This is a genomic window from Streptococcus sp. oral taxon 061 (assembly GCF_964211575.1).
In the GTDB taxonomy this organism is placed as follows: domain Bacteria; phylum Bacillota; class Bacilli; order Lactobacillales; family Streptococcaceae; genus Streptococcus.
In genome coordinates this window covers 46,723-72,078 of sequence record NZ_CAXOQQ010000005.1, presented here as the reverse complement: position 1 = coordinate 72,078, position 25,356 = coordinate 46,723, and the positions used below count along the sequence as shown (strand labels likewise).

Below are 25,356 nucleotides of genomic sequence, written 5' to 3'. Positions count from 1 at the left end.
TTTCCCCTTTACTCTGTCATATTTGTCAAGTTCAACTCTTGAGCAATTTTACGTTCTTTTTCTGATTGATTTTCTTTTTTGTTATAAATCTGGCTTTTCTTTAAAAAATCATAATTATTTTTCTTTGATCCCAGATGCTCTTCTTTGCTTGTCTGTTGCATTTGAGGAGCAATTTCAGCCAAAATATAATGTTTCTGAGTTAGTTTGTCACTAAATTTTGCTAGCTCACCAGGATTTTCCTTTTGGAAAGGAGCCGTTGGCTGATTTGCCTGTCTTACTACAGTATTTGAAGGTTTATAACGTTTCGTAAAACTGACATCTTGAGTCAAATATTTTGCTGAACGTTTCCGTTTTAGATCAGCTCTTGCTTCTTCACGAGCAAGTTCAGCATAGGATTTTTCCTTCTTTTCAGGTAGCTTATCTGATGCTTGAACCGGTGACTTTTTTTCGGTAGTAATTGGTGACCATTCCAAGTAGTTTTTGTCCTGGTAGTCTCCCTTGATATTACTGATGAGATCCGACTCATCATATAAATCCATAAATGGCATCTCTGTCAGTATGATCTCATCATCTGACACTATTGGAAATCGTACTTGTTTCATTTTTATTCCCTTTCAATACTCCATTATAACGTAAAGTCTTGATTTTTCAAGTCTTGGCTTCAGAAATTCCTAATATTTCTTGAATTTCACTAAGTGTGAGACTTCCACGAGACTCTGTTCCGTCCAAGACTTCAGAGACCAGATTTCTTTTCTGTTCCTGCAACTCTTGAATTTTCTCCTCGATTGTACCTCTAGTTACCAGACGATAAACCTCAACAGCTTGTTCTTGTCCCATACGGTGGGCCCTGCCAATAGCCTGCGATTCAACTGCCGGATTCCACCATAAGTCTACCAGAATAACTGTGTCTGCACCAGTAAGATTGAGACCAACTCCACCAGCTTTTAGAGAAATCAAAAACACATCGCGCTCACCTTGGTTAAAAGCCTTGGTCATTTCTTGGCGTTCCTGTGAAGGAGTTGAACCTGTAATCTTAAAGGAAGTTAAGCCAAGCTGTGGCAACTCCTCTTCGATGCGGTCCAACATCCCCCTAAATTGTGAAAAGATGAGTACACGATGATTTCCCTCAGCAATTTGACTTAGCAGATCTCGTAAACTATCAAGTTTCCCGCTATCTCCCTTATAATCCTCAATAAATAGGGCTGGAGTATCACAAATCTGGCGAAGACGCATGAGTCCTGTTAAAATTTCAACTCGATTTCGTTGAAATTCTGCATCAGTCACCTGACCCAAACGCTCTTGCATCTGTTGAAGTTGAGCTAGATAGATAGCCTTTTGCTGGTCTTCCAGTTCATTCTTATAAACAACTTCTATCAAATCAGGTAGCTCTGTAAGAACATCCTCTTTTTTTCGACGCATGACAAATGGTTTGATAAACTGTGCCACTCTCTCAGCAGGCAATTTCATAAAGTCTTTTTTTGCTGGCAAAAGTCCTGGCAATACAATCTGAAAGATAGACCATAATTCGCCAAGGTTATTTTCAATCGGTGTTCCAGATAGAGCAAAAACTGATGGAACCACAAACTTTCTCAAAATCTTAGCAATTTTGGTTTGGGCATTTTTCATCACCTGGGCTTCATCTAGAAATAGAAAATCAAAAGATAAATTTCGATAGATTTCACTATCCTGACGGAAAGTGGCATAACTGGTCACATAGACCTGATGTTTTTCTGCTAAAATAGTCTCGCGATAAGGTTTCAATCCATGTACGATAGCCACATCCAAATTCGGTGCAAATTTTTTAAATTCATCAGCCCAATTATAGATGAGACCAGATGGAGCAAGAATCAAGACACTGCTATTTTCCTGAAGTTGGCTACTTAAAAAGGCGATGGCTTGTAAGGTTTTTCCAAGTCCCATATCATCAGCTAAAATTCCACCAAATCCATAATGGTCTAGCATTTGTAGCCATTGAATCCCTTTTTTCTGATAATCTCTGAGCTGGGCTCGAATATCTAGGGACTTCATCGGAAAATCCTCTGGATGCGTTAAATGATGGGCCAAATGACGAAATTCTTCGGTAAATGTTACTTGATCCTGGTCCTTAAACAGATGAGAAAGGGTATAAGCCAATGACTTGCGAGCATGGAAAGCATCACTCTCCATCTCGTCAATCCCCAAATCCTCTAAATCTTGTCGAATGCGTTTTGTCTGTTCATCAAAATAATAGACCTGATTAGACGAGCTAATATAATAGTCCTGCTTGGCAACCAGAGCCTTCATCGCTCGATTGATTTCTTCTTGATCAATATCCTGAAAATCAAATTGAATTTCTAGAAGACTTCCCTTGGACGAGATGTGGACTTGAGGTTTCTGAACTCGATAAAGGTCCTGCAAACTCTCGGAAATCTTTAATTCTCCAAGCACCGCAAAGGCTGGCAAAATTTCCTGAAAGAAAGTATGGATTGCATCAGCTTTCAAACTCTGACGCCATGAACGAAAATCTGCTTCAAAACCTGCTGATAGAGCCAACTGAAAAATCTGTTTCTCTAGTTGAATATCGCTAGCAAAAGGTAGGTTCTCTAGTTCATTACGGTTCCTTACTAGGCAAGTTTCATATTGAAATTGCATATCTAATCGAATAGAACCATCCTCTTCTCGATCCATGTAAAATGAAGGGCGGAAAGTCTGGATTTGAAGAGACTCAGGAGCCTCTACTTTTCCGAGCCCTTTAAACTGGGACAAGGTCGAAGCTAAGAGATCTCGATCGCTACTATCAAACTGTAAAATCTTCCTACCACTATGATCTAAAGGAACTTTTCTAAGCGCATCTAATAAACTAGCCTGTTTTTTCGACATCAGGAAAAAATTCCCCTTGGAGAATAGTACTTGTCCTCTGTAAAAGAAATTAAGCCCTGCCTGTTCGAAAATTTCCATTTCAAAATAGTTGGTTTTTTCTTCAATTCTAAATGAAAACAAACCTGCTTGGCCATCAAAGTCTCGGAAAAGCAGTTCATGATAGCTTGAAATCTGATGATCAAATTGGAATACATCTAAGCCCATCAGAAGACTAGCCCCCTGCTCAAAAAAGGTTTTAGGGAAATAGAGATGTCGTCCTTGATTTGGAAAAAAAATAGTGTAGTCAATCTTCTCTTCAACCAAACCTAATAAGAAATTCAAGACTTCTTGGCTGGCTTTATCAAAATACTCAAGTCTTAATGAGGTCTCGTAATGTTTCCCTATCATATAGGGTTTGGAAAACTCTATGACTTTTAAGAAAAGAGGGATATCCCTAATCACATAAAACTTGTCTTGCTTAGAAAGACCAATCCTTAAAGTCCAGATAAGGCGATTGGTCCCTGCTTCCACCTGTCCTTGAGCAGAAAGCTGATAGAGGTCAGACTGACTAGGTGCTTGGATAGACTCCAAGAATTTTCCTCCGAAAGTTACTTGTGTCTCAACAGTCTCTTTCTCTTCCTGATTAGCCTCTAGATTGAGTAAGATTTCTTGCCCTAGTTGGTCATTTTTTAGATAATATTCCAATGCCGCCAAATGAACACAGTAGCCTCTTTTTTTGAAAAATGCACAGGTACAAAAAACCAAATCGTCATCTAAACTATAGCGGATTTCTTCATCCGCTACACGCGCATAGATGCGATGGTCCTGTTCTTTAATGATTTCAATCTGACCAGTTTCGTAGAGTTCTACTCCCTCCATTCGAAGCTTTCCTGGAATCAATTTAGCCATAGTGTCCCCTTTACTTTATCTCTTAATTATACCATATTTCTGCCTATGAAAATAGCCTTCTAGGAGTACTTTTCTCCTAAAAGGCTAGTTTTTTAATGATTTGAAAAAGTGGTAATGATTCGTTGACAAACTTCTTCCAAGACAGATGTAGGCATAGCTACATTTAAGCGAGCATGGAGAGCTCCTTCTTCACCAAAGTCCAAGCCCCTATTCAGGATAACCTTGGCTTCGTCTCTCAAGAGTTTTCTTAGTTCTTCATCGCTAATATCATAGGCTGAAAAATCAAGCCAAATGAGATAGGTCCCTTGAGGTTTCATGACCTTGATTTTAGTTTCTTTACCAAACAAATCGACTACATAATTAATGTGCTTCTCGATTAGTTCTTTTAGTTCTGTCAACCAGTCTTCACCATAGCGATAAGCAGTTTCTGTTGCTAAGTATCCCAAACCTGAGATTTCATGTTGATTATTAGCCAGCTGGCGTTTTTGGAAAGCAACTCTTAACTTTGGATTCTCGATGATAGCGTAAGAATTCTTGGTTCCTGCAATATTGAAAGTTTTGGTAGCACTGCTTAAAATCAGTGAAAATTCTTTAAAATCTTCATTTACCGTGTTGAATGACTGGTGCTTGTTTCCAAATAGAGCTAAATCTTGGTGAATCTCATCAGATACCAGCAAGACTCCATGTTTTTGACAAAGTTGTCCAATCTTCTCTAAGACTTCCTTGTCCCAAACGCGTCCACCAGGATTATGAGGATTGCAGAGAACGTAGAGTTTCACATCTTCTTCGACAAAGTCTTTCTCCAATTGATCAAAGTCAATCTCAAAAAGTCCGTCTTTTTCTACTAGAGAGTTGGTGATTAGTCTGCGATTATTGAGCTTAATGCTTCGAGCAAAAGGTGGATAAACCGGTGTGTTAATCAGAACCGCTTCACCTTCTTTGGTAAAGGCTTGAATAGCTGTTGAAATAGCTGGCACTACCCCTTCGATAAAGACTAGAGCATCCTTTTCAAAGCGATAACTATGGTGTTTTTCCTCCCAGTTTTGAACAGCTTCAATCAATCCATCACTAGCATAGGTATAGCCATAGACTAATTGCTCAGCATAGTCATGGACAGTCTGACGAATCTCAGGTAAGACTTCAAAGTCCATATCAGCAATCCAGGCTGGCAATACTTGACGGTCAGTCTCTGCTTCTTTCCATTTGTAGGTATGATGTCCAAAACGATTGGGTAAAGTCGTAAAATCATATTTCCCCATAGTCTTATCCTTCCAAAGCTTGACGCAAATCTTCAATCAAGTCCCTAGCATCCTCAATACCAATAGACAAGCGTAAAAGGTCATCTGTTAATCCATAAGAATGACGAACCTCTGCAGGAATGTCTGCATGGGTTTGAGTGGTTGGGTAGGTAATCAGACTTTCAACACCACCCAGACTTTCAGCAAAAGAGAATACTTTCAAAGTGTTTAAGATATGAGGGATACGCTTCTCATCTGCCACTTTAAAGGAAATCATCCCCCCGCGACCTGTATACAAGACTTCTTTGACTGCAGGTGATTCTTCCAAAAAGGCTATGATTTCTTGAGCATTAGCTGTTGAGCGCTCCATACGAAGTGACAATGTTTTAAGACCACGAATCAATTGATAACTATCAAATGGTGACAAAACAGCCCCTGTCGTATTGAGATTATAAAAGAGTTTTTCGTACAAATCAGCATTATCTGTCACAACTACACCAGCTAGAACATCATTATGGCCTGCAAGGTATTTTGTCGCTGAATGAAGGACAATATCTGCTCCATCTTCAATTGGACGTTGGTAAATCGGGCTATAGAAGGTATTGTCGACGACAACTTTAGCACCCTTAGCATGAGCTAATTTTGACAATTTTTCAATATCAAATTCCAACATCAAAGGGTTGGTTGGTGTTTCGATATAAAGTACATCCACATCCTTTTCTAGCTCGGCAATTAGCTCTTCTTCTGTGTTGGCATAGGTAAAGTGGAAACGTCCTTCTTGCTCCACTTGATTGAACCAGCGGAAAGAGCCACCGTAAAGGTCACGGACAGCCAAAACCTTGCTTCCTACTGGAAAAACGCTAAAGGCTAACACAATCGCAGACATACCTGAACTAGTCGCCAAAGCATACTTGGCTGATTCAATAGCTGCCAAAACTTCCTCTGCCTTGCTACGAGTTGGATTTTTGGTGCGGGTGTAGTCAAATCCAGTTGATTGACCAAATTCTGGATGTTGATAGGTCGTTGAAAAGTGAATAGGTGTAACCAAAGCACCTGTTGCCTTATCAGACTTAATACCTGCTTGGGCTAAAATTGTGTTGATATGAAATGATTTGCTCATACTTTACCTCCAAATCTATAGTAACTATTGTACCACTTATTTTGTATCCTTCGTTTTCTTGTTTTCAAGAGCTAGTTATAGTTTCAAACTATACTAAAACGATAGCTTCCTGAGAAACTATCGTTTTTCCTGTTGAATAGACTGATTATTTAACGTGTTTAGCAAAATCTTCTTGGGCTTTTTTATTAGATTCTTCTTTTTCTTTCAGCCATTTTTGTCTAGCTTCTTCATACTCAGCTGTTGTGACAATCTTATCTTGCAATTTCACGTATTTGTAGGATTCAACACCCTTATTACCAGCTTGAGAGAAGGCGGCAGAGAATGGAACTGTTTTTCTCAATGTAGGTGTTCCACCTTTAGAAACGTTTGGAATTGCTAGAGAGCTATCCACCAACCAAGCTTGTGCTTCAGCGTATTTATCATAACGTTTGTTCAAATCTTGTTCAGCATTGGCTTCTTCCAACATCTTAGTATAGACATCCAAACCAACAGCTGTTGCTTTAGCATTGGTTGCTCCTGGTTCCAAACCGAGGTTTTGTAGTGAGCCACCACTTGTTAAGCTAAGAGTATCGAGGTAAGTTGATGGGTCTTGGTAGTCTGGTCCCCAACCACCGTTATAAAGGTCATAGTCTTTTTGTGCAGCTGTATTCGCTAGATAACCAATACTATCCATTTCCTCAGTAGTCAGCATTTGAATATCGATAACGACATTATCTGCACCTAGAACAGATTCAATAGACTGTTTGAAAGAACTTGCCTCTAACACCCCCTTCTTAAAGGTTTGGTCAACCGGTAAATCCAGGTGAATTGGGAATTGAACACCTTTGGCTTCCAATTCTTTCTTGGCTTGAGCAAAGACTTCTTTGGCCTTATCGGCATTGTAGTAAGCATCTTGGGCATCAGCGAAGTTCATATTTTGCCATACTTGACCGTAATTGACCACCTTAGAAGCTACGACATCACCAAAATCTTTACCATCAAGTGTTACAAATGATGGTGGAACGAGCAAGTTTCTGATAATCTTAGTTGCTCCATCTTCCCCTTGAGATTGGGCACCATAAGCAGTACGGTCATAGGCAAAGTTGATAGCCTGACGGAATGATTTATTCAAAACTGCTTCTTGTTGGGCTGTCTTTTCAGCATCAGTTGTTTTTGAAGTATGGTTATAAGATTGTCTATCTAGGTTAAAGTTATAATAGTAGGATGTCGCATCTTGCATGCTGTAAATAATATTATCTTTATTCTTTTCCTTAATTCCTTCAAAGCTCGAACTATTTGGATAGAGACGTGCGTAGCTGTATACTCCTTCCATGAAGTTACGTGCCAAGGCATCTTGGTCGCTTCCATCGTAGTAAGTCAACTTCACTTCATCTACGAATACATTTTTTGCATCCCAGTAATTTGGATTTTTCTTGTATTCCATGACAGATTTAGATGTGAATGATTTGAGAATAAATGGACCATTATACAAGATATTTGCTGGATCCACTTTACCGAAATCATCCCCTTTTGAGTTCAAGAAGTCTGCATTTACTGGAAACAGAATAGTCGCAGTTGTTTTTGAGTTCCAGTAAGTTTCTGGGTGAGTCAAGGTATATTGGACAGTTTGGTCGTCAATAGCCTTTACACCAACTGTTGAAAAGTCTGTTGTTTTTCCGTTGATATAGTCATCCAAGCCAGCAACAGAATCTTGAACTAGATAGAGAGCTTCAGATTTTTTATCCGCAGCATATTTCAATCCTGTCACAAAATCTTGTGCTGTCACTGGTGCATACTCTTCACCATCTGCTGTATACCATTTGGCGTCCTTACGAAGTTTGTAAGTATAAGTCAAACCATCTTGGGATACAGTCCAATCTTCTGCCAATGAAGGAATATAATTTCCATACTGGTCATTTTCCATCAAACCATCTACCAAGTTTGTCACAACATCACCTGTTGTTGCACGATTCTCTAAGAGATAGTTTAGACTAGATGGATCGCTACTATATACATAGTTGTATGTTTTAGTAGAACTAGCTGAGTTGCTACAAGCCGCCAATAGCAGACCTGCACTTAGGACAACGCCTGCTAACGTCAGATATTTTGCCTTAGACTTTTTCATAAACAGAACCTCCAAATTTAAATATTTGTATCATTATACAGCTATTGTTTTTTTTAGTCAAGTGATTTTATCTAATTTTTACCAAATTATAGATTTTTTTCTACTAATTTTATATTTTATCCTATTTTTTAAATAAAAAAATGAACAATTTAAACTTTTTCGGATAGAAAAGTTCAAATTATTCATTTTATTTATAAATTTTTATGATAATTTTAATCGTGCTCGTAACTGATTGGCTTTTTCCTGTCCAATAACCTTATCCAAGAGACGAGTATAGAGACACATAACTCCGTAAAGCCCGCCACCGATTGTACCAATTAAGGCGACATATAGGAAACTCCAGAAACGTCCAGTTGGTTGGAAGACAAATCCAATAATCCATTGCAAGAGTCCTACTAGAATAAACATAACTAGAGTCAAAATAGTAACTAAGATTGTTCTCTTCAGAATAATCTTTCGACGCGCACCTGTCACCTCACATATATCACGGTACATCAAAACATTTGGAATAATGAGTCCGATTGTTGTTGAAATTAAAGGGCCATAACTATGGAATATCGCTATTGATGGTATTTGAAGAATAATTTTGGCGATAGAACCATATACAAAATACAAGACTGCTTTGCGGTTACGAAACATCGCCTGAAGCATCGGCGACAAAACCATGTACAAACCTAGAATTGTTGACTGCAAGACTGCAAAGACAAACAAACCCATAGCCAAGCCATCTGGCTTACCGTAAAAGACTGTATAGAGGGGTTCACCTACCATAACTACACCAACCGTTGCTGGTAAGAGGAATAGGAAGAGCATGGTGATACTATCTTGAACTAGACGAGAAGCCGCTGGCAAATCCCCTTTGACATAGTTCTCAGTCAAGAGAGGCAGACCAACACTACCAATCGAAACTCCAACCGAAATCAAAATCATAGTGATTTTATTAGGATTGGCAGAGAAATAAGAAAACATGACAACTAAGTCTTCATTACTATAGTTGGTAAACCACTTCATGCTATTGATAAAGGTCATTTGGTCCAAGATTTGGAAAAGCTGAATAGCCGAACCAGTCAAGATAAAAGGAATTGCTTCCTTAATCGTATCAACCAAAAGACTCTTACTGTCAATCTTATCTCGTGTTTCAAAAACTTTTTGGAGCAATCCTTCCTTATAAAGGAAATAAAGTAAGACTGCAAAACTAGCTACCATTCCCACAAAAGCTGCAAAGGTAGATTGGGTAACAGCTGATAGATAATCCTTTGAACCGAGCTTCATGATGATAAAGGTTGCTAAGAGCATCCAAATGACACGGATAACCTGCTCAGCAATTTGACTCATGGCATAAGGTTTAAGATTATTCATCCCTTGGAAAAATCCACGGATAACACTCATAGATGGGAATATCAAGACAGCCCACGCTAAACTTTGCATAATTGGAATTAAGTCCTTACCGACTCCGGAAAGGTCCGCCAACCAAGGTGCAAAGAGGTATAAGATCAAGGCAAAGGCAAGTCCTAGCACAGTCATAAAGCCCAAGAAACTTCGAATCAGGGCAAAACTATGCTCTTCCTCATGCATGGTATTGTATTTAGCAACTTGCTTAGCTACAGCCACTGGGATCCCTGCTGTCGAAATCAACAAGAACCAGGCGTAGATATTATAGCCCATGGTAAAGAGACCATTAGCCTTAGCAGCATATGTTCCCATCCAAATATACCAAGGGATAATGTAAATAGCCCCGAGCAAGCGACTGATAAAGTTACTTGCTGTTAGCCAGGCAGTCCCTCGTAACATCTGGGCCTGCTGATGATTATTTTCGTTAGACATAGCTTCCTCATTCATTTTTAATAACTAGAAAATGTTCCTTATCTTCCATTATAAACTTTTCCTTGTTACTTGTAAAATTCAGACTTTCAGTTTACAATAGAAAGTATGATAAAGATTGAAACCGTATTAGATATTTTAAAGAAAGACGATCTCTTCCGTGAGATTATCGACCAAGGACATTACCACTACCATTTTAGTGATGTAACTTTTGATAGCATCTGCTACGATAGCCGAAAAGCTCAAGAAAACAGTCTCTTTTTTGTCAAAGGAGCTGCATTTAAGAAGGAATTTCTGCTTTCGGCAATTGAACAAGGACTTGGATGGTATGTAGCAGAACAGGACTATGAAGTCGGTATTCCCGTTATTGTCGTTAGCGATATTAAAAAAGCCATGAGTTTGATTGCCATGGAGTTTTATGGCAACCCTCAAGAGAAATTAAAATTACTTGCTTTCACTGGAACTAAAGGAAAAACTACAGCGGCTTATTTTGCCTACAATATCCTAAATCAAAAACATCGTCCAGCTATGTTGTCAACCATGAATACGACCTTGGACGGTAAGACTTTCTTTAAATCTGCTCTGACAACACCTGAAAGCATCGACCTCTTTGATATGATGGCCCAGGCAGTTGATAACGGAAGAACTCACCTTATCATGGAAGTGTCCAGTCAAGCTTACCTGGTGAAGCGAGTCTACGGCCTCACTTTTGATGTAGGAGTGTTCCTCAATATCAGTCCTGACCACATTGGACCTATTGAGCATCCAACCTTTGAAGATTACTTCTACCATAAGCGTCTCTTGATGAAAAATAGTCGCGCAGTTGTCATTAATAGTGATATGGACCACTTCTCTGTTTTAAAAGAACAAGTTGAAAATCAAGAACATGATTTCTACGGAAGCCAGTCAAGTAACCAAATCGAAAACTCCAAAGCCTTTAGCTTCTCAGCTACTGGTAAATTAGCTGGAGACTATGATATCCAGTTGATTGGATATTTCAACCAAGAAAATGCAGTCGCAGCTGGACTGGCTTGTCTTCGTCTAGGTGCTAGTCTTGAAGACATCAAAAAAGGGATTGCGACTACTCGCGTACCTGGTCGTATGGAAGTCCTTACTCAGAAAAATGGTGCAAAAGTTTTCATTGATTACGCCCACAATGGTGACAGTCTTAAAAAACTAATCTCAGTTGTTGAAACACATCAAACTGGAAAGATTGCTTTAGTACTTGGTTCAACTGGAAACAAGGGAGAAAGCCGTCGTAAGGACTTTGGACTTCTCCTCAATCAGCATCCTGAAATTCAAGTCTTTCTAACGGCTGATGATCCAAACTACGAAGATCCAATGGCCATTGCAGATGAAATCAGTAGCTATATCAGTCATCCTGTTGAAAAGATTGCCGATCGTGAACAAGCCATCAAGGCTGCTATGGCTATTACGAGCCAAGCTGAAGATGCGGTCATTATAGCTGGTAAAGGAGCTGACTGCTACCAAATCATCAATGGGATAAAGGAAGACTATCCTGGAGATGCTGCTGTTGCAGAACGTTATCTATAGTAAATTAAAAGAAGGCTAGGAAATTTCCTAGCCTTTATTTTTTTATAAAGATGAAGCGTTCTTTATCAAATTCGACAGCCAACTCATATTTCTCATCTTCATTTTGAATGATGTAGCCCAATAAAACTAAACTATCGACAAAGATATCACGGCGTTTCTGCATAAGCTGGTCTTTTTTGAGGAATTTGAGCAAAAAGGTTGTCATATACTTGAGAGCATACTCAGGATTAACATCACCCAAAACAGCATAGAGTTTCTGCTGATCTTCTGTCAGCGGATACTGGTGCTTAACCTTATAAAAATAATTAGACAAGGTCATCTTTACTCTAGCAAAATCCGTATACTCAACTAGGATAGCTGCATTCGTTTGGTTACGTAATTCAGTCTGAAATTCTTTCTCCAGGATTTCTAGATAGATGGGACTATCATCTCTTACAAAGACTTCTTGGTCTAGTGCAAGAGAATCTGTAGATTCTAGAAAGGGAAGATTGAGATAATAGCGTTTGTTTTCTCTCAAAATCAAACCCGCTTTAATGTATTCCTCCAAATACTTATCAACTGGCTGAGCTGGAAATTGGGCCTTGATTTGACGCAAAATAACATCATCATGCTGATCAAGATAGTCTACCAAGTCCCTAAAGAATGGCTGTCGCGTCAAACGTGATGGATTAAAAATCTGAATCATGAAGATTCCTTTCTTTACAAACTAAAAGTGGTGAAGCTGCTAATTGACTCGGATTAGTGCCAGGCTGATTCAAAGGTACAGGAAGCCCCAGTTCTCTATAATATTCACTCCAGAAATCACTGATTTCCTGTATATTATTCCCAAACTTCATGGGAATGGTCTCAAAAATAGGAAGAATGTCTGCGATATATTGGGAACAAAAGAAACCATCCCCATCTGGATAGAAAGAAGCATTGTAGGGTGCACCTAAGTGGCTCTCTGCACGCTTTTTGACTTCTGTACAATCAATCTCCGCATAGCGATAAAGGTCATAGACCTTCTCAGCTTCAAAGAAATCTTCAGGGGATTGGGCAATGACACCGCCTTCCGTAGTTGCATGATAGATGTAGCCGTCCAAAAAGATAGCCACATGGCTATAGTTGCCAGTAGATTCCTGGATGGCCTGTCCTATATCCGAATCATCTCTCACAAAAATCAAATCGCCATTTTCTAACATACTTCTCTCCTAGCAAAAAAGGAGCCGAAACTCCTTTTTAACAATGGGCTTTCCCATCTATGATTACCCATTAAAGCTTTCAGTCAATTGTGGTACCACTTGTTTCTTACGTGAAACAGCACCTGGAAGGAAAGCGTGGTTGTTTTCAAGTTTGAAGTTGAAAGCTGCTTCTACCTTGTCCATATTAGCACCAAGAGCCAAAATTTCTGAGTTTGAGTTGACGATGTCTGTAATCATCAAGACAAAGTCAGAGTAGCCGTTAGCTGCATTTGCGGCTTGGATAGCTGCTTCGATTTCAGCTTGGCGTTCCAAGACTTCAGCAATATCAACTGTATTCACTTGAGCCACACGAACATTGTTTCCGTTCAATTCAAAAGTCTTAGCATCGATGTCGATCAATTCTTCTGCTGATTTGCTTGCCAAGTTCGTACCAGCCTTAAGCATTGCAAGACCGTATTCTTCCAAGTTCACACCAGCCAATTCAGCCAATTCAGGCGCAATCACTTTATCAGATGGATGAGTTGTTGGAGATTTCAAAAGAAGGGTATCTGAAATCAAACCTGAAAGCATCAAACCTGCGATTTCTTTTGGCACTGCTACACCATGTTCTTTGAACATGCGGTATACGATAGAAGACGCTGATCCTACTGGTTCCAAACGCATGTAAAGTTGGCTGGCAGTTTCAAAGTTAGCCACACGGTGGTGGTCCACCACACCATAAATTTCTACTTCAGCGATATCTGACACTGATTGTTGGAATTCATTGTGGTCAGTCAAAATAACTTGCTCTGCACCTTCTGCCTTAGCTGAAGTGATAACACGTGGCGCTTCTACGCCAAAATAATCCAATACAAAAGCTGTTTCTTCATTTGGAGTACCAAGAGCCACTGCTTCTGTATCCAAACCATAAGCTTCTTTTGCAAGATAAGCAAAAGCTACAGATGAACCGATAGCATCTGAATCAGGATTTTGGTGACCAAATACTAGAATCTTAGACATGATAATACCTCGTTTCTTTATTCTCTTTATTGTAGCATTTTTTTCGCTTTTTGACAAAAGTAAGAGGAGTCAAAGGACTCCTCATTACAAGTCAAAAGAATCAACTAAATTTCTATTTTGATTCTCTTTGAGATAATGTTCTTTTTGAATACGTGTCTTGCGCTTGAAAAGAGCTTCAGCAGACATGGCCTCTTCCTTACTATCAAAACCTTCTGCAAATATGAGTTTTACTGGCAAGCGAGCGCGTGTATATTTGGCTCCTTTACCGCTATTGTGAACGGCAATCCTTTTCTTGACATCTGTTGTATAGCCTGTATAGTAGGAACCATCACGACACTCTACCACATACATATAAGCCTTATGATCCATAGTAAATCTCTTGAATTTCTGGTGTATAAGTACCATCACTATTATGAACAATGAGTGGTGGTAAAACCTTAAAGCCACTAGTGGACCCATCCTTGATAGCTTCAATCAAAAGCATATTGGCTTCCTTTTCCCGTTTAGGGTAGACAAATTGCAGACGCTTTGGAGCTAAATTGTGTTGTTGAAGGGTTTCTAAAATATCTAACAAACGATCAGGACGATGAACCATTGCCAAACGCCCATTTGATTTGAGAATACTCTGGGCACTACGACAGATTTCCTTAAGATTGGTTGTAATTTCATGCCGAGCTAAAAGGTAATGCTCACTTTCATTCAGATTAGAATTTGGATCCACTTTAAAATAAGGCGGATTGCATAAAATTAAATCAACCTTGCTCCCCTGAATGTGACTAGGCATATTCTTCAAATCATCACAGATGACCTGCATCTGTCCGTCCAGCCCATTTAAACGTACTGAGCGTTCGGCCATATCAGCAAGACGTTCCTGAATTTCTACAGATAGAATTTTAGCCTTGGTCCGGCTACTGGCAAACAATCCAACAGCTCCATTGCCCGCACAGAAATCTACTATCAAACCATTTTTCGGAAAACGAGGAAAGCGTGACAAAAGTACACTATCCACTGAATAGCTGAAAACCTCTCTATTTTGAATAATCTTGATATCTGTAGAGAAGAGTTGATTAATGCGCTCTCCTGATTTTAATAATTGTTCTTCGTTCATACTTCTATTATAGCAAAATATAATAACATCACAATGATTTGAGGGATATCAATTACTGTTTTTCTTTAAATGCTCCAAGGCTTCTCGAGTCCAAACAGGCATCATGCGGCCAAGCGGCGAAAAACCATGTTTGATGCGATCATTCGAAAAACGTCTCCGTCTAGGAAGTTGATGCTTTTCTTCTTCCAAGGTACGAATGGAAAGGCTAGCTTTCCCAGTATATTCATCAAAATCTACTACCTGTACCTGGACTTCATCACCGATTTTTAAAACCTCGTAAATATTTTCGATAAATCCTGTCCGAATCTCCGAGATATGAATCAGGCCTGTCACTCCTGTTTCTAACTCAACAAAAGCTCCATAGGGCTGAATCCCAGTAATACGGCCATTTAGCTTATCACCGATTTTCATTTTAGTCCTCAATTTCAATAGTTTCAATTACGACATCTTCAACTGGCTTGTCCATTGCACCTGTTTCGACACCTGCAATTGCATCCAGAACTTCATAAGAAGCTTCATCCGCAAGTTGACCGAATACAGTATGACGACGGTCTAGGTGAGGAGTTCCACCTTGTTCTGCATAAATCTCCGCAATTGGCTCTGGCCAACCACCACGAGCAATTTCTTTCTTAGAATATGGCAAGTGTTGATTCTGCACGATAAAGAACTGGCTGCCATTTGTATTTGGCCCAGCATTAGCCATAGAAAGGGCTCCGCGGACATTGTAAAGTTCTTCTGAAAACTCATCCTCAAAAGATTCTCCATAGATAGACTCTCCACCCATACCGGTTCCAGTTGGGTCTCCACCTTGAATCATAAAATCTTTAATAATACGGTGGAAAATCACACCGTCATAGTAACCATCTTTTGACAGAGCAATAAAGTTGGCTACTGTTTTAGGAGCATGTTCAGGGAAGAGCTTAATACGCAAGTCTCCGTGATTGGTCTTAATAGTCGCAATTGGACCTTCTACTGTTTCAATGTCTACTTGTGGAAAATGTAATTCTTTTTCTACCATACCAAATCCTTCTAAGGCATCAAAGATGCCATCTTCTTCTAATGTTTTTGTAATATAATCTGCTTTTTCTTTGATTTTTTCATGAGAAACACCCATAGCGACACTAATACCTGCATAATCAAAGAGCTCTAAATCGTTAAGTCCGTCCCCAAAAACCATCACATTTTCAGGTTTAAGACCTAATTGGTCTACTACTTTGGCAACTCCAGCTGCCTTAGAACCAGAAATAGGCACCACATCTGACGAATGTTCATGCCAACGTACCATACGTAAAGTCGATGCCAAAGTATCAGGCAAGACAAGGTCATCACCCTGCTCCTCAAAGGTCCACATCTGATAAATATCTTCTTTTTGGTAAAAATCAGGGTCCACCTCTAAATCAGGATAAATCGGGTCAATCGCCTGGCTAATCATCTCTGTTCGCCTTGATAGTTTAGCAGCATGACTTCCCACCAAACCATAGTCAATCCCAACTTCTTTTGTCCAAGTAATATACTCTTCAACCTTATCTTTAGCAATTTTGTTACTATAAATGACATTGCCCTTTTTGTCCTCAATATAAGCACCATTCAAGGTTACAAAGAAATCAGGTTTGAGGGCTTTAATCTCTGGGACGACACCAAAAATACCTCGACCAGTCGCAATTCCTGTCAAAATTCCTTTATCACGTAATTGTTTAAAGGCTGTTGGAATAGTGCTTGGAATAAAGCCAGTCTTTGAATTTCGTAAAGTATCATCTATATCAAAAAAGATAATCTTAATCTTCTTAGCCTTGTATCTTAACTTGGCATCCATTATAATACCTCCTTCAATTCACTCCTTCCATTATACCATAAAGTAGAGAAATCCCACATCCCCAATAAAATCCTTGTCTCTTATCCGAATTCCTTTACTAGATACAAAACCAAATCATCATTATTTTGGCTAGTTGCATTCATTTCCAAGGGTTGATTTCGATACCAGACACCTGTCCCATCTGGAATGTAGCCCCGTCTGATATACAATCTCTGGGCAGGGCCATAGCCTAAGTGCAAACCTACACCAAGAGTGACCTTACTCGAAACAAACTTGACTCGTTTTTCTGCTTCTTCTAGCAGTTGATTCCCAATCCCTTGATTTCGAAAAGGCTCAAACACATTAAAATCTGATAATTCTGGATAGACTTCTGCAAAAGGACCATGTTTAGCAGAGGGCAAAATGGTAACGTAGCCCGCTACAGCACTCTCGACCTCTGCAACTAAGACTTCTCTCTCCCCACTTTCCTGTTCCAGAAAATATCTAGCCAAAATTTCCTCTCTACCAGGCCAACCTTGATTGATAAAACCTTGGGATAGGTGTTTGATATCCGATTCAATCATTTTTCTAATAATAGCGTTTCCCTTCATAAGATACTCCTTTAGAATCACTACTATCATTATAGCACGTTTTAGAGAAAGAAAAAAACCAGCCGGGTCTTGACTCGCTCTCTTCTTTTCGAACTCAGAAAAAGAGGTCCACTGGACCTCAACTCGCTCTCACATTTCAATGCTCGTGAAAAAAAGACCCGTAAGGGTCTTTTCTTTAATCTTCGTTTACGAAAGGCATCAAAGCCATTACGCGCGCGCGTTTGATAGCTGTTGTTACTTTACGTTGGTTTTTAGCTGAAGTTCCAGTTACACGACGTGGAAGGATTTTCCCACGTTCTGAAACGAAACGGCTAAGAAGCTCAGTATCTTTGTAATCAACATATTCAATTTTGTTTGCTGCGATGTAATCAACTTTTTTACGGCGTTTGAATCCGCCACGACGTTGTTGAGCCATGTTTTTTCTCCTTTATAGTATTAATTGTCCATTAGAATGGTAAATCATCATCTGAAATATCCAAAGGATTGGTTGATCCAAATGGATTTTCATCACGTGAAAAGTCAGGTACTGAATTTGTAGGTGCTGCATGACTAGCAGTTGGTGCAGAATAAGCTCCACCACTTTGTCCTTCACGAGCACTACGGCTTTCCAACATTTGGAAATTTTCAGCTACGACTTCTGTCACGTAGACACGTTGTCCTTGCTGGTTATCGTAACTACGAGTCTGAATACGACCTGTAATCCCGACAAGAGAGCCTTTTTTAGCCCAGTTAGCAAGATTTTCAGCCTGTTGGCGCCACATAACGACATTGATAAAATCAGCCTCACGTTCGCCATTTTGACTCTTGAATGTACGGTTTACTGCAAGAGTAAAAGTCGCAACTGCTACATTTGATGGGGTATAACGTAACTCAGCGTCACGTGTCATACGCCCTACAAGTACAACATTGTTAATCATAATCTACCTTCTTACGCGTCAAGTTTGACGATCATGTGACGAAGAATGTCAGCGTTGATTTTTGAAAGACGGTCAAACTCTTTAAGAGCTGCGTCGTCGTTTGCTTCAACGTTAACGATGTGGTAAAGTCCTTCACGGAAATCTTGGATTTCGTATGCAAGACGACGTTTTTCCCAATCTTTTGATTCAACAACAGTTGCACAGTTGTCAGTCAAGATAGAGTCAAAACGTGCTACCAAAGCGTTTTTCGCTTCTTCTTCAATGTTTGGACGAATGATATAAAGAATTTCGTATTTAGCCATTGATATGTTCCTCCTTTTGGTCTAATGACCCCAAGCCTTTGCAAGGGGTAAGTGAGGTTTGCTCACAATAAACTATTATACTAGAAAAAAATTTTTTTCGCAAGCTTAAAGTAAGTTATATTTTTCTTTTTAGAGTTTTTTTGCAGAAGTTTTTGTAATTTCATCAACGAGAATATTTTCATCCTCGAATTTCTTTTTCAATGAAGAAAGGTCAATGCTTCCCTCAATTTGTACTTCAATAACAATTTTACCATCCTTACGCGGAATGTTAACAGTGTGAGAGATATTAAGATTTTCTTCAACAATTAAAGAAACAATCTTACCTAAGACCCCAACTTCATTTTCTGTGATAAAACGAACACGGATTCCCTCTTCACCATAACCAGCGATTTCAAGAAAGGCACTGAATACATCGCGATCTGTAATGACTCCATACAATTGTCCATTATCAACAACTGGCAAAATACCAATCTTATTTTTAAGCATGAGATAAGTTGCATCTTCTAAACTTGCATAGCCTGAGACAGTAACAACATCTCTAATCATGACGTCTTTTACTTTGGTCTTATTAAGCAAATAATTCATCTCGAAGATTGAAAGACTAGTCGCTTTTGAAGGACTAGCTTCAGCGATTGTCCCTTCTGTTACCAAGCCTACTAATTTATCATTCTCAATAACAGGGAGACGGTGCAAGCCTTGCTCGCGCATCAAATCTGCTGCGTGTGCAACAGTTGTATCAGGACTGATATAAACGACCTTGCGTGTCATAAAATCTTTAACTGCCATAGGAAATCTCCTTTATGTTTATAGTTTTATTATACACTTTTTACGGAAAGCTATCAAACGCTTTCATTTCTTTTTCAAGATTCAGAAAAATCTGAAGGACTTTACGAAAAAGAGCTCAACTTAGAGCCCTTAATCTTATACTCATGTAGATTGTATGATTGCTTTGCAATCTTTATCCGCCGACTAAAACAATCTCTAAGACTAGATGTGGATTGCTTGGCAATCTTTATCTGCCGACTAAAAAGGTCCCCCAGACTATAGTGGGATTGCGTGCGCAATCTCCATCCACAACCTAAACTAGTCTCCCAGACTAGTTTAGCCACCTAGATATGCTTTTCTGACTTCATCTGATGCTGCGAGTTCTTTTCCTGTTCCTGATAGGACAATCTTTCCTGTCTCAAGAACATATCCTCGGTCAGCGATAGCTAGTGCTTTATTAGCATTTTGCTCAATCAAGAGAACTGTTGTTCCTTGTTTTTGAATATCTTGGATGATATCAAAAATTTCTTGGATAAAGATTGGCGCAAGCCCCATTGATGGTTCATCTAATAAAAGTAGTTTAGGCGTTGACATGAGTGCACGTCCCATGGCAAGCATCTGCTGTTCACCACCAGATAGAGTAGCCGCATCTTGATTTTTACGTTCTTCCAAACGAGGGAAACGAGAGAAGACTTTCTTCAAATTTGCTTGATTTTCTTCACGATTTTTCTTAAGAAAGGCTCCCATCTCCAAGTTTTCCAAAACAGTCAAACCAGGGAAGACATGACGTCCTTCTGGTACTTGAGAAAGTCCTGATGCCACAATTTTTTGTGCAGGCATCTTTTGGATTTCTTGTCCCAAAAATTCAATCTTACCAGCACTTGGACGCACAAGTCCTGAAAGAGTACGAAGGATGGTTGTTTTACCAGCACCGTTAGCACCGATAAGTGAAACAACTTCTCCTTCATTAACTTCAAAGCTCACATCACGTACAGCTTGAATCATACCATAGTGTACTGAGAGGTTTTCAACTTTTAACATAGACATTAGGCTTCACCTCCAAGATATGCTTCGATAACACGTTTATTACTCTTGATTTCATCTGGTGTCCCGTGAGCAATCAAACGACCGTACTCAAGAACATAGATACGCTCCGTAACTTCCATAACCAAGTTCATATCATGTTCAATCAGCATGATGGTGATCTTGAATTCATCCTTGATGCGACGGATCAACTCAGTCAATTCTGCAGTTTCTTGTGGGTTCATACCTGCTGCAGGCTCATCTAAGAAGAGGATTTTAGGTTCTGTGGCAAGGGCACGAACAATTTCCAAACGACGTTGTTGACCATAGGCTAAGTTTTTAGCTAAGGTTTCAGCATCACCATCTAAATCAAAGATTTTTAGTAATTCTAAGGCTTTGGCTTTTAATTCTTTTTCATTCTTATAAAAAGCTGGCAAGCGTAAGAAACTAGCAAAAACATGTTTTTTATGATGATTGCTAAAAGCAATGAGAACATTGTCTAAGACAGTTAAATCTTTAAAAAGGCGAATATTTTGGAAAGTACGACCTAAACCAAGAGCAGCAATTTTATAGGGTTGCTTGCCATTTAATAAGTGACCATCTAATGTAATTGTTCCTTCACTTGGCTCATAAACACCTGTTAAAAGGTTGAAAAGAGTTGTTTTTCCAGCTCCATTTGGTCCAATTAAACCAACAAGTTCACCTTCATTCAATTCTAGAGTTACATCTCCAACAGCAGTCAGACCACCAAAATGCTTGGTTAACTGTTTTACTTCAAGTAATGCCATTAGTTTTGCCCCTCCTTCTTACCTTTTTTAAAGAGTCTTGATAGGTTCAATTCCCATGTTCCTAGAAGGCCTCCTGGTCTGAAGATCATAACAAGTACCAAGGCCAAAGCATAGATAATCATACGAACGCTAGCCACATCTTGAAGGAACATATTCAAAATACCAAGAACAATCGCAGCGACAATTGCTCCTGTAATTGATCCCAAACCACCAAATACAACGATAATTAAAACGTTGATAGAGTTGATAAAGCTATAATCCTTAGGCACAACAGAACCGATAAATCCTGCTTGAAGGGAACCTGCAATACTTGCAGTCATAGCTCCAAATACAAATGCGATAATTTTGATTTTTGTTGTATTGACCCCGACAGATTCAGCTGCAATTTCATCTTCACGAACAGACAAGGTTAAACGACCGATTGGACTACGAAGGAAATTCAGCGTTGCAATTGTCGTAATCACGGCAAAAATGTATACCATTTGCCAATTAGTAAAGTTTGGAATACCAAGGATCCCAGCAGCTCCGTTTGTTAAATCACCACCATTGACGATTAGGATACGGATAATTTCAGCAACCCCAAGTGTCGCAACTGCAAGGTAGTCCCCCTTCAAACGAAGGGTAGGAATTCCAACGACCAAAGCAACCAAACCAGCAATGATAGCACCAAGCAACATAGCTCCAAAAAAGGCACCATAAGTTGGAGATTTAGAACCAATAATGGCTGCTGCATAGGCACCGATAGCCATGAACCCAGCATGTCCAAGAGAAAATTGACCAGAGAAACCAACGATAAGGTTAAGTCCTACTGCAAGAATAATATTGATACCGATTTGTTCTAGAATCTGAATATGGAAAAGGTTTAAAATGCCAAACGAAACTAATAAGCTAATCACACCATATCCAAGCAACAAAAGGAGCAACCAGAGAATATTAACTTTTAAATTTTCTTTCATTGTTTACACCTTCTCTTTCACATTCTTACCAAGGATACCAGCTGGACGAACAATCAAGATCAATAGCAAGATTCCGTACACGATAGCATCACGGAAATCTGACATTCCGAAGGCTGTTGCAAAAGTTTCCAATAGTCCGATTACAAAACCTCCAAGAGCTGCACCAGGAATAATACCGATACCACCTAGAACGGCAGCCACGAATGATTTAATACCCGGAGTCATTCCCATCAATGGTTCCAATGAATTATAGTAAAGGGCGATAAGGACACCAGCAGCACCAGCAAGAGCTGAACCTAAGGCAAAGGTGAAACTGATTGTACGGTTTACGTTGATCCCCATCAATTGAGCTGCATCACTATCTACAGATACGGCACGCATAGCTTTCCCCATTTTTGTTTTTTGCACGATGAGTTGCAAAAGAATCATCAAGACAATCGAAACTGTCAAAATCAACAATTGAATATTTGTTAGACTGATTGGACCCAAGTCATAACGAACTGTTTGGATTGCTTGAGGGAAGGCGCGTGTATTGGCACCTACTAGATAGACCATTCCATACTCAAGCAAGAAGGATACCCCGATAGCAGTAATCAATACAGAGATACGAGTTGAATGACGGAGTGGACGGTAGGCTAGAAACTCGATGATAACACCGAGAATAGCTGAACCAATCATGGACAAAATTAAGGCTAAAAAGAAATTTAAATGGAGGGCATTAATCAAGAAATAACCCATGAAAGCACCCATCATATAGATATCACCATGGGCAAAGTTAATAAGCTTGATAATTCCATAAACCATAGTATAACCCAGGGCTAGCAAGGCATAGACACTACCCAAGATTAAACCATTGACAAGTTGTTGAAGCATATGGTTCACTCTTTCTAAGTTTTATTTTTAGGATTTTATAAAAAAATAATCCCTTTATAAACACCGAAACAGGGAGTGAGTAAAAGCTCATTCCCCATTTCCAATATCTATAATTATGGTTTAGCGACTTCTGCCGCTTCTACTTTACCATTATTCATGGTCATCATGTAGGCTGTTTTCACAGTGTTGTGATCTGCATCAAAGCTTGTTTGACCTGTAACACCTTCGAAGTTTTGTGTTTTAGCAAGATTGTTCTTGATATCAACTGAAGTTTTTGCACCTTTTGCTGCGTTAGCTACAAGGTAAACTGAATCATAAGCAAGAGCCGCAAATGTTGAAGGATCTTCGTTGTATTTTGCACGATAAGCTTCAAGGAAGGCTTTTGCTTTATCTGAAACATCAACAGTAGTTGAGAATCCTGAGATGAAGTAGATATTTGATGCGCGTTCAGCAGTTGCTTGTTGAACAAACTCTGCACCATTAAGCCCATCAGCACCAACGATTGGTTTATCAATTCCCATACCACGAGCTTGGTTTACAATTTTACCGGCTTCTGTGTAGTAACCTGGCAATACGATTGCATCAAAGTCTTTATCTTTGATTTTTGTCAAAGCTGCTTGGAAGTCTGTATCACCTGCTACGAACGTTTCATCTGCTACGATTTCGCCTGAGAATGAATCACGGAATGATTTTGCAATACCTTTAGCGTAGTCGCTTGAGTTATCTGTATACAAGACCACTTTCTTAGCGTTCAATTTGTTTGAAACGTAGTTTGAGATGATTTTTCCTTGGAAACTATCTTGGAATGTTCCGATGAAAAGGAAATCTTGACCTTTAGTCAAACCATCTTGAGTGGCACTTGGAGAAATCAATGGAACCCCAGCTTGTGTAGCATTTGCTACTGCTGCTGCAGTTGCACCTGAAGTCGCAGGTCCTACGATAGCAGCTACTTTAGATTGAGTAACAAGGTTTGTTGAAATAGAAGCAGCTTCAGCAGTTTCAGATTTGTTATCTTTGTCCACTACTTCGATTTGTTTTCCATCGATACCACCTGCAGCATTGATTTGATCAACTGCAAGTTGAGCACCCTTTTGCTCAGATGTACCGTAAGATGCTGCAGCACCAGTTTCTTCGAAGTTGAAACCAATTTTTACAACTTTTTCATCAATTGGGTTACCAGTTGTGTTTGAAGCTCCTGACTTCACTTCCCCACAAGCTGCTAAAAGAGCTGTACTTGCAAGAGCTACAAGTGACAATGCAAATTTTTTCTTCATATTTGTCTCCTTATTAATGTTCAATTTAAATTACATGTTAAGAATATACCGAATTATCAGAAAATTGTCAACAAGTTTCTCTCACTTTTTTAAATGATAACGTTTTCGCTTGTTTTATATAGGTTTCCAACGAAAGGAGTTTCCAATTCTTGAATATGACAAACTCTCACTTTCTTGATAAATTTCTCTTTTCCTAAACGATTTACCAGCGCTTCTACTTCCTCTGTTGGAACATAAAGTTGTAGGTAACGATGTTTTTTTGAGTGGTAACAAATATCACCATAATTTGCGAGTTTTTTAGCATCGCGATTATAGTATAAATAGATAATCATACCAGACCGATTCTCTTTTTGAAACATAATTCAACTTCCTTCTAACAATCTTCCTTCTATTATATCAAAAAAAACAAGCTCAGTCGAGCTTGCTTTAGTAGTTTAATTCAAAGAATTATTAGCCATAATTTCGTCAATAAAACCGTAGTCAAGAGTTTCTTGAGCGCTCATCCAGTAATCACGTTCAGCATCTCTATGAATTTGCTCAACAGATTTGCCAGAATTATCTGCTAGGATTTGCTCCAAAGTCTTACGAGTTTTAAGTAAGTGTTCAGCAGCGATGGCCATATCAGTCTGCTGAGTACCACCACCTGTACCACCCATTGGTTGGTGAATCATGTATTCTGCATTTGGAAGCATGAAACGTTTACCCTTTGCTCCACTTGATGCAATAACAGTCCCCATTGAGGCTGCCATTCCCATAACGATAGTTTGGACATCTGCCTTGATAAAGTTCATAGTATCAACGATTGCCAAACCAGCTGATACAGAACCTCCAGGAGTGTTTACATAAAGGTAAATATCTTTTGTACTATCTTGGGCATCCAAGAAAAGTAATTGGGCGATAACTGAGTTTGCCATATTGTCTTCGACTGGCCCAGTCAACATGATAATGCGGTCCTTAAGAAGACGTGAGTAAATGTCATACGAGCGTTCTCCACGACTTGTTTGTTCAATAACTACAGGAATCATTCATTTCTCCTTTTGATTTCTAATTTCTTTGTTAATAGGATTATTATATATCTTTGGTCAAAAAAGGTCAAATTTTTGCTCTATTCTAAAGACAGATACAAAAATTCAACCTCCTTTCAAAACTAAGACTAGGCTATAGTCTCAATATCACTTTAGAA

The 25,356-nt window shown here is 39.2% G+C and carries 26 protein-coding genes; 1 reads left to right on the top strand and 25 read right to left on the bottom strand.

The window, feature by feature from the left end; all coding sequences use genetic code 11:
* Positions 1 to 8: 8 nt before the first annotated feature.
* From AB8E63_RS05200 to AB8E63_RS05175, 6 genes are all read right to left on the bottom strand, one after another.
* Positions 9 to 602: a cystathionine gamma-synthase gene (locus tag AB8E63_RS05200; RefSeq protein WP_368910288.1), complete on the bottom strand. Its 594-nt coding sequence runs from the start codon at positions 600 to 602 to the stop codon at positions 9 to 11.
* Between the two features lie 46 nt (positions 603 to 648).
* Entirely contained in the window at positions 649 to 3,747 is a 3,099-nt protein-coding gene (locus AB8E63_RS05195; protein WP_368910287.1) for a DEAD/DEAH box helicase, read from the bottom strand.
* 92 nt (positions 3,748 to 3,839) lie between these two features.
* Positions 3,840 to 5,006, bottom strand: a complete 1,167-nt coding sequence (locus tag AB8E63_RS05190; protein WP_368910286.1) for a MalY/PatB family protein — start codon at positions 5,004 to 5,006, stop codon at positions 3,840 to 3,842.
* A gap of 4 nt (positions 5,007 to 5,010) precedes the next feature.
* Positions 5,011 to 6,105, bottom strand: a complete 1,095-nt coding sequence (locus AB8E63_RS05185; protein WP_368910285.1) for a cystathionine gamma-synthase — start codon at positions 6,103 to 6,105, stop codon at positions 5,011 to 5,013.
* Positions 6,106 to 6,250: 145 nt separating this feature from the next.
* Complete coding sequence (locus AB8E63_RS05180; protein ID WP_036753553.1) at positions 6,251 to 8,209, bottom strand: peptide ABC transporter substrate-binding protein; 1,959 nt, start codon at positions 8,207 to 8,209, stop codon at positions 6,251 to 6,253.
* Positions 8,210 to 8,410: 201 nt separating this feature from the next.
* Entirely contained in the window at positions 8,411 to 10,033 is a 1,623-nt protein-coding gene (locus AB8E63_RS05175) for a polysaccharide biosynthesis protein (RefSeq protein ID WP_025170332.1), read from the bottom strand.
* Between the two features lie 105 nt (positions 10,034 to 10,138).
* On the opposite strand from AB8E63_RS05175, the gene AB8E63_RS05170 reads away from it, so the two are divergent.
* Complete coding sequence (locus AB8E63_RS05170) at positions 10,139 to 11,584, top strand: UDP-N-acetylmuramoyl-L-alanyl-D-glutamate--L-lysine ligase (RefSeq protein WP_368910284.1); 1,446 nt, start codon at positions 10,139 to 10,141, stop codon at positions 11,582 to 11,584.
* A gap of 34 nt (positions 11,585 to 11,618) precedes the next feature.
* Here the strand turns inward: AB8E63_RS05170 and AB8E63_RS05165 are convergent, their stop codons facing one another.
* The 19 genes from AB8E63_RS05165 to clpP form a co-directional block, all read right to left on the bottom strand.
* Positions 11,619 to 12,269, bottom strand: a complete 651-nt coding sequence (locus tag AB8E63_RS05165; protein WP_368910283.1) for a DUF1803 domain-containing protein — start codon at positions 12,267 to 12,269, stop codon at positions 11,619 to 11,621.
* The gene (locus AB8E63_RS05160) at positions 12,253 to 12,765 is read right to left on the bottom strand and encodes a YiiX/YebB-like N1pC/P60 family cysteine hydrolase (RefSeq protein WP_368910282.1); all 513 of its coding nucleotides are present in this window, start codon (positions 12,763 to 12,765) and stop codon (positions 12,253 to 12,255) included. Before AB8E63_RS05160 ends, AB8E63_RS05165 begins: the two co-directional genes overlap by 17 nt.
* A gap of 63 nt (positions 12,766 to 12,828) precedes the next feature.
* On the bottom strand, positions 12,829 to 13,764 hold the full coding sequence (locus tag AB8E63_RS05155; RefSeq protein WP_368910281.1) for a manganese-dependent inorganic pyrophosphatase: 936 nt from the start codon (positions 13,762 to 13,764) through the stop codon (positions 12,829 to 12,831).
* 84 nt (positions 13,765 to 13,848) lie between these two features.
* Positions 13,849 to 14,133 (bottom strand): GIY-YIG nuclease family protein, encoded by a 285-nt coding sequence (locus AB8E63_RS05150; RefSeq protein WP_368910280.1) that lies wholly within the window; start codon positions 14,131 to 14,133, stop codon positions 13,849 to 13,851.
* The gene (locus AB8E63_RS05145) at positions 14,123 to 14,872 is read right to left on the bottom strand and encodes a tRNA1(Val) (adenine(37)-N6)-methyltransferase (RefSeq protein ID WP_368910279.1); all 750 of its coding nucleotides are present in this window, start codon (positions 14,870 to 14,872) and stop codon (positions 14,123 to 14,125) included. The genes AB8E63_RS05150 and AB8E63_RS05145 overlap by 11 nt, the downstream gene beginning before the upstream one ends.
* A 48-nt stretch (positions 14,873 to 14,920) precedes the next feature.
* Positions 14,921 to 15,283 (bottom strand): S1 RNA-binding domain-containing protein, encoded by a 363-nt coding sequence (locus tag AB8E63_RS05140; RefSeq protein WP_368910278.1) that lies wholly within the window; start codon positions 15,281 to 15,283, stop codon positions 14,921 to 14,923.
* A gap of 1 nt (position 15,284) precedes the next feature.
* The gene (locus AB8E63_RS05135) at positions 15,285 to 16,685 is read right to left on the bottom strand and encodes a bifunctional Cof-type HAD-IIB family hydrolase/peptidylprolyl isomerase (protein WP_368910277.1); all 1,401 of its coding nucleotides are present in this window, start codon (positions 16,683 to 16,685) and stop codon (positions 15,285 to 15,287) included.
* Between the two features lie 80 nt (positions 16,686 to 16,765).
* Positions 16,766 to 17,275, bottom strand: coding sequence for a GNAT family N-acetyltransferase (locus AB8E63_RS05130; RefSeq protein ID WP_368910276.1), 510 nt, complete (start codon positions 17,273 to 17,275; stop codon positions 16,766 to 16,768).
* 175 nt (positions 17,276 to 17,450) lie between these two features.
* The gene (gene rpsR, locus AB8E63_RS05125; protein WP_000068664.1) at positions 17,451 to 17,690 is read right to left on the bottom strand and encodes a 30S ribosomal protein S18; all 240 of its coding nucleotides are present in this window, start codon (positions 17,688 to 17,690) and stop codon (positions 17,451 to 17,453) included.
* 31 nt (positions 17,691 to 17,721) lie between these two features.
* Complete coding sequence (locus AB8E63_RS05120; RefSeq protein ID WP_036755226.1) at positions 17,722 to 18,192, bottom strand: single-stranded DNA-binding protein; 471 nt, start codon at positions 18,190 to 18,192, stop codon at positions 17,722 to 17,724.
* An 11-nt stretch (positions 18,193 to 18,203) separates the two neighbouring features.
* Positions 18,204 to 18,494, bottom strand: coding sequence for a 30S ribosomal protein S6 (rpsF, locus tag AB8E63_RS05115; RefSeq protein WP_368910275.1), 291 nt, complete (start codon positions 18,492 to 18,494; stop codon positions 18,204 to 18,206).
* Between the two features lie 129 nt (positions 18,495 to 18,623).
* On the bottom strand, positions 18,624 to 19,280 hold the full coding sequence (locus AB8E63_RS05110; RefSeq protein ID WP_006148127.1) for a CBS domain-containing protein: 657 nt from the start codon (positions 19,278 to 19,280) through the stop codon (positions 18,624 to 18,626).
* A gap of 315 nt (positions 19,281 to 19,595) precedes the next feature.
* Positions 19,596 to 20,306 (bottom strand): ABC transporter ATP-binding protein, encoded by a 711-nt coding sequence (locus AB8E63_RS05105; protein ID WP_247912635.1) that lies wholly within the window; start codon positions 20,304 to 20,306, stop codon positions 19,596 to 19,598.
* A complete protein-coding gene (locus tag AB8E63_RS05100) occupies positions 20,306 to 21,070 on the bottom strand; it encodes an ABC transporter ATP-binding protein (RefSeq protein WP_368910274.1) in 765 nt (254 codons plus the stop codon). Before AB8E63_RS05100 ends, AB8E63_RS05105 begins: the two co-directional genes overlap by 1 nt.
* The gene (locus AB8E63_RS05095) at positions 21,070 to 22,026 is read right to left on the bottom strand and encodes a branched-chain amino acid ABC transporter permease (RefSeq protein ID WP_368910273.1); all 957 of its coding nucleotides are present in this window, start codon (positions 22,024 to 22,026) and stop codon (positions 21,070 to 21,072) included. Before AB8E63_RS05095 ends, AB8E63_RS05100 begins: the two co-directional genes overlap by 1 nt.
* Positions 22,027 to 22,029: 3 nt before the next feature.
* Positions 22,030 to 22,899 (bottom strand): branched-chain amino acid ABC transporter permease, encoded by an 870-nt coding sequence (locus AB8E63_RS05090; RefSeq protein ID WP_004252371.1) that lies wholly within the window; start codon positions 22,897 to 22,899, stop codon positions 22,030 to 22,032.
* 113 nt (positions 22,900 to 23,012) lie between these two features.
* Positions 23,013 to 24,173 (bottom strand): ABC transporter substrate-binding protein, encoded by a 1,161-nt coding sequence (locus AB8E63_RS05085; RefSeq protein ID WP_368910272.1) that lies wholly within the window; start codon positions 24,171 to 24,173, stop codon positions 23,013 to 23,015.
* An 89-nt stretch (positions 24,174 to 24,262) separates the two neighbouring features.
* Positions 24,263 to 24,532, bottom strand: a complete 270-nt coding sequence (locus AB8E63_RS05080; protein ID WP_368910271.1) for a YlbG family protein — start codon at positions 24,530 to 24,532, stop codon at positions 24,263 to 24,265.
* Positions 24,533 to 24,607: 75 nt separating this feature from the next.
* The gene (clpP, locus tag AB8E63_RS05075; protein ID WP_254733533.1) at positions 24,608 to 25,198 is read right to left on the bottom strand and encodes an ATP-dependent Clp protease proteolytic subunit ClpP; all 591 of its coding nucleotides are present in this window, start codon (positions 25,196 to 25,198) and stop codon (positions 24,608 to 24,610) included.
* Between the last annotated feature and the right edge of the window lie 158 nt (positions 25,199 to 25,356).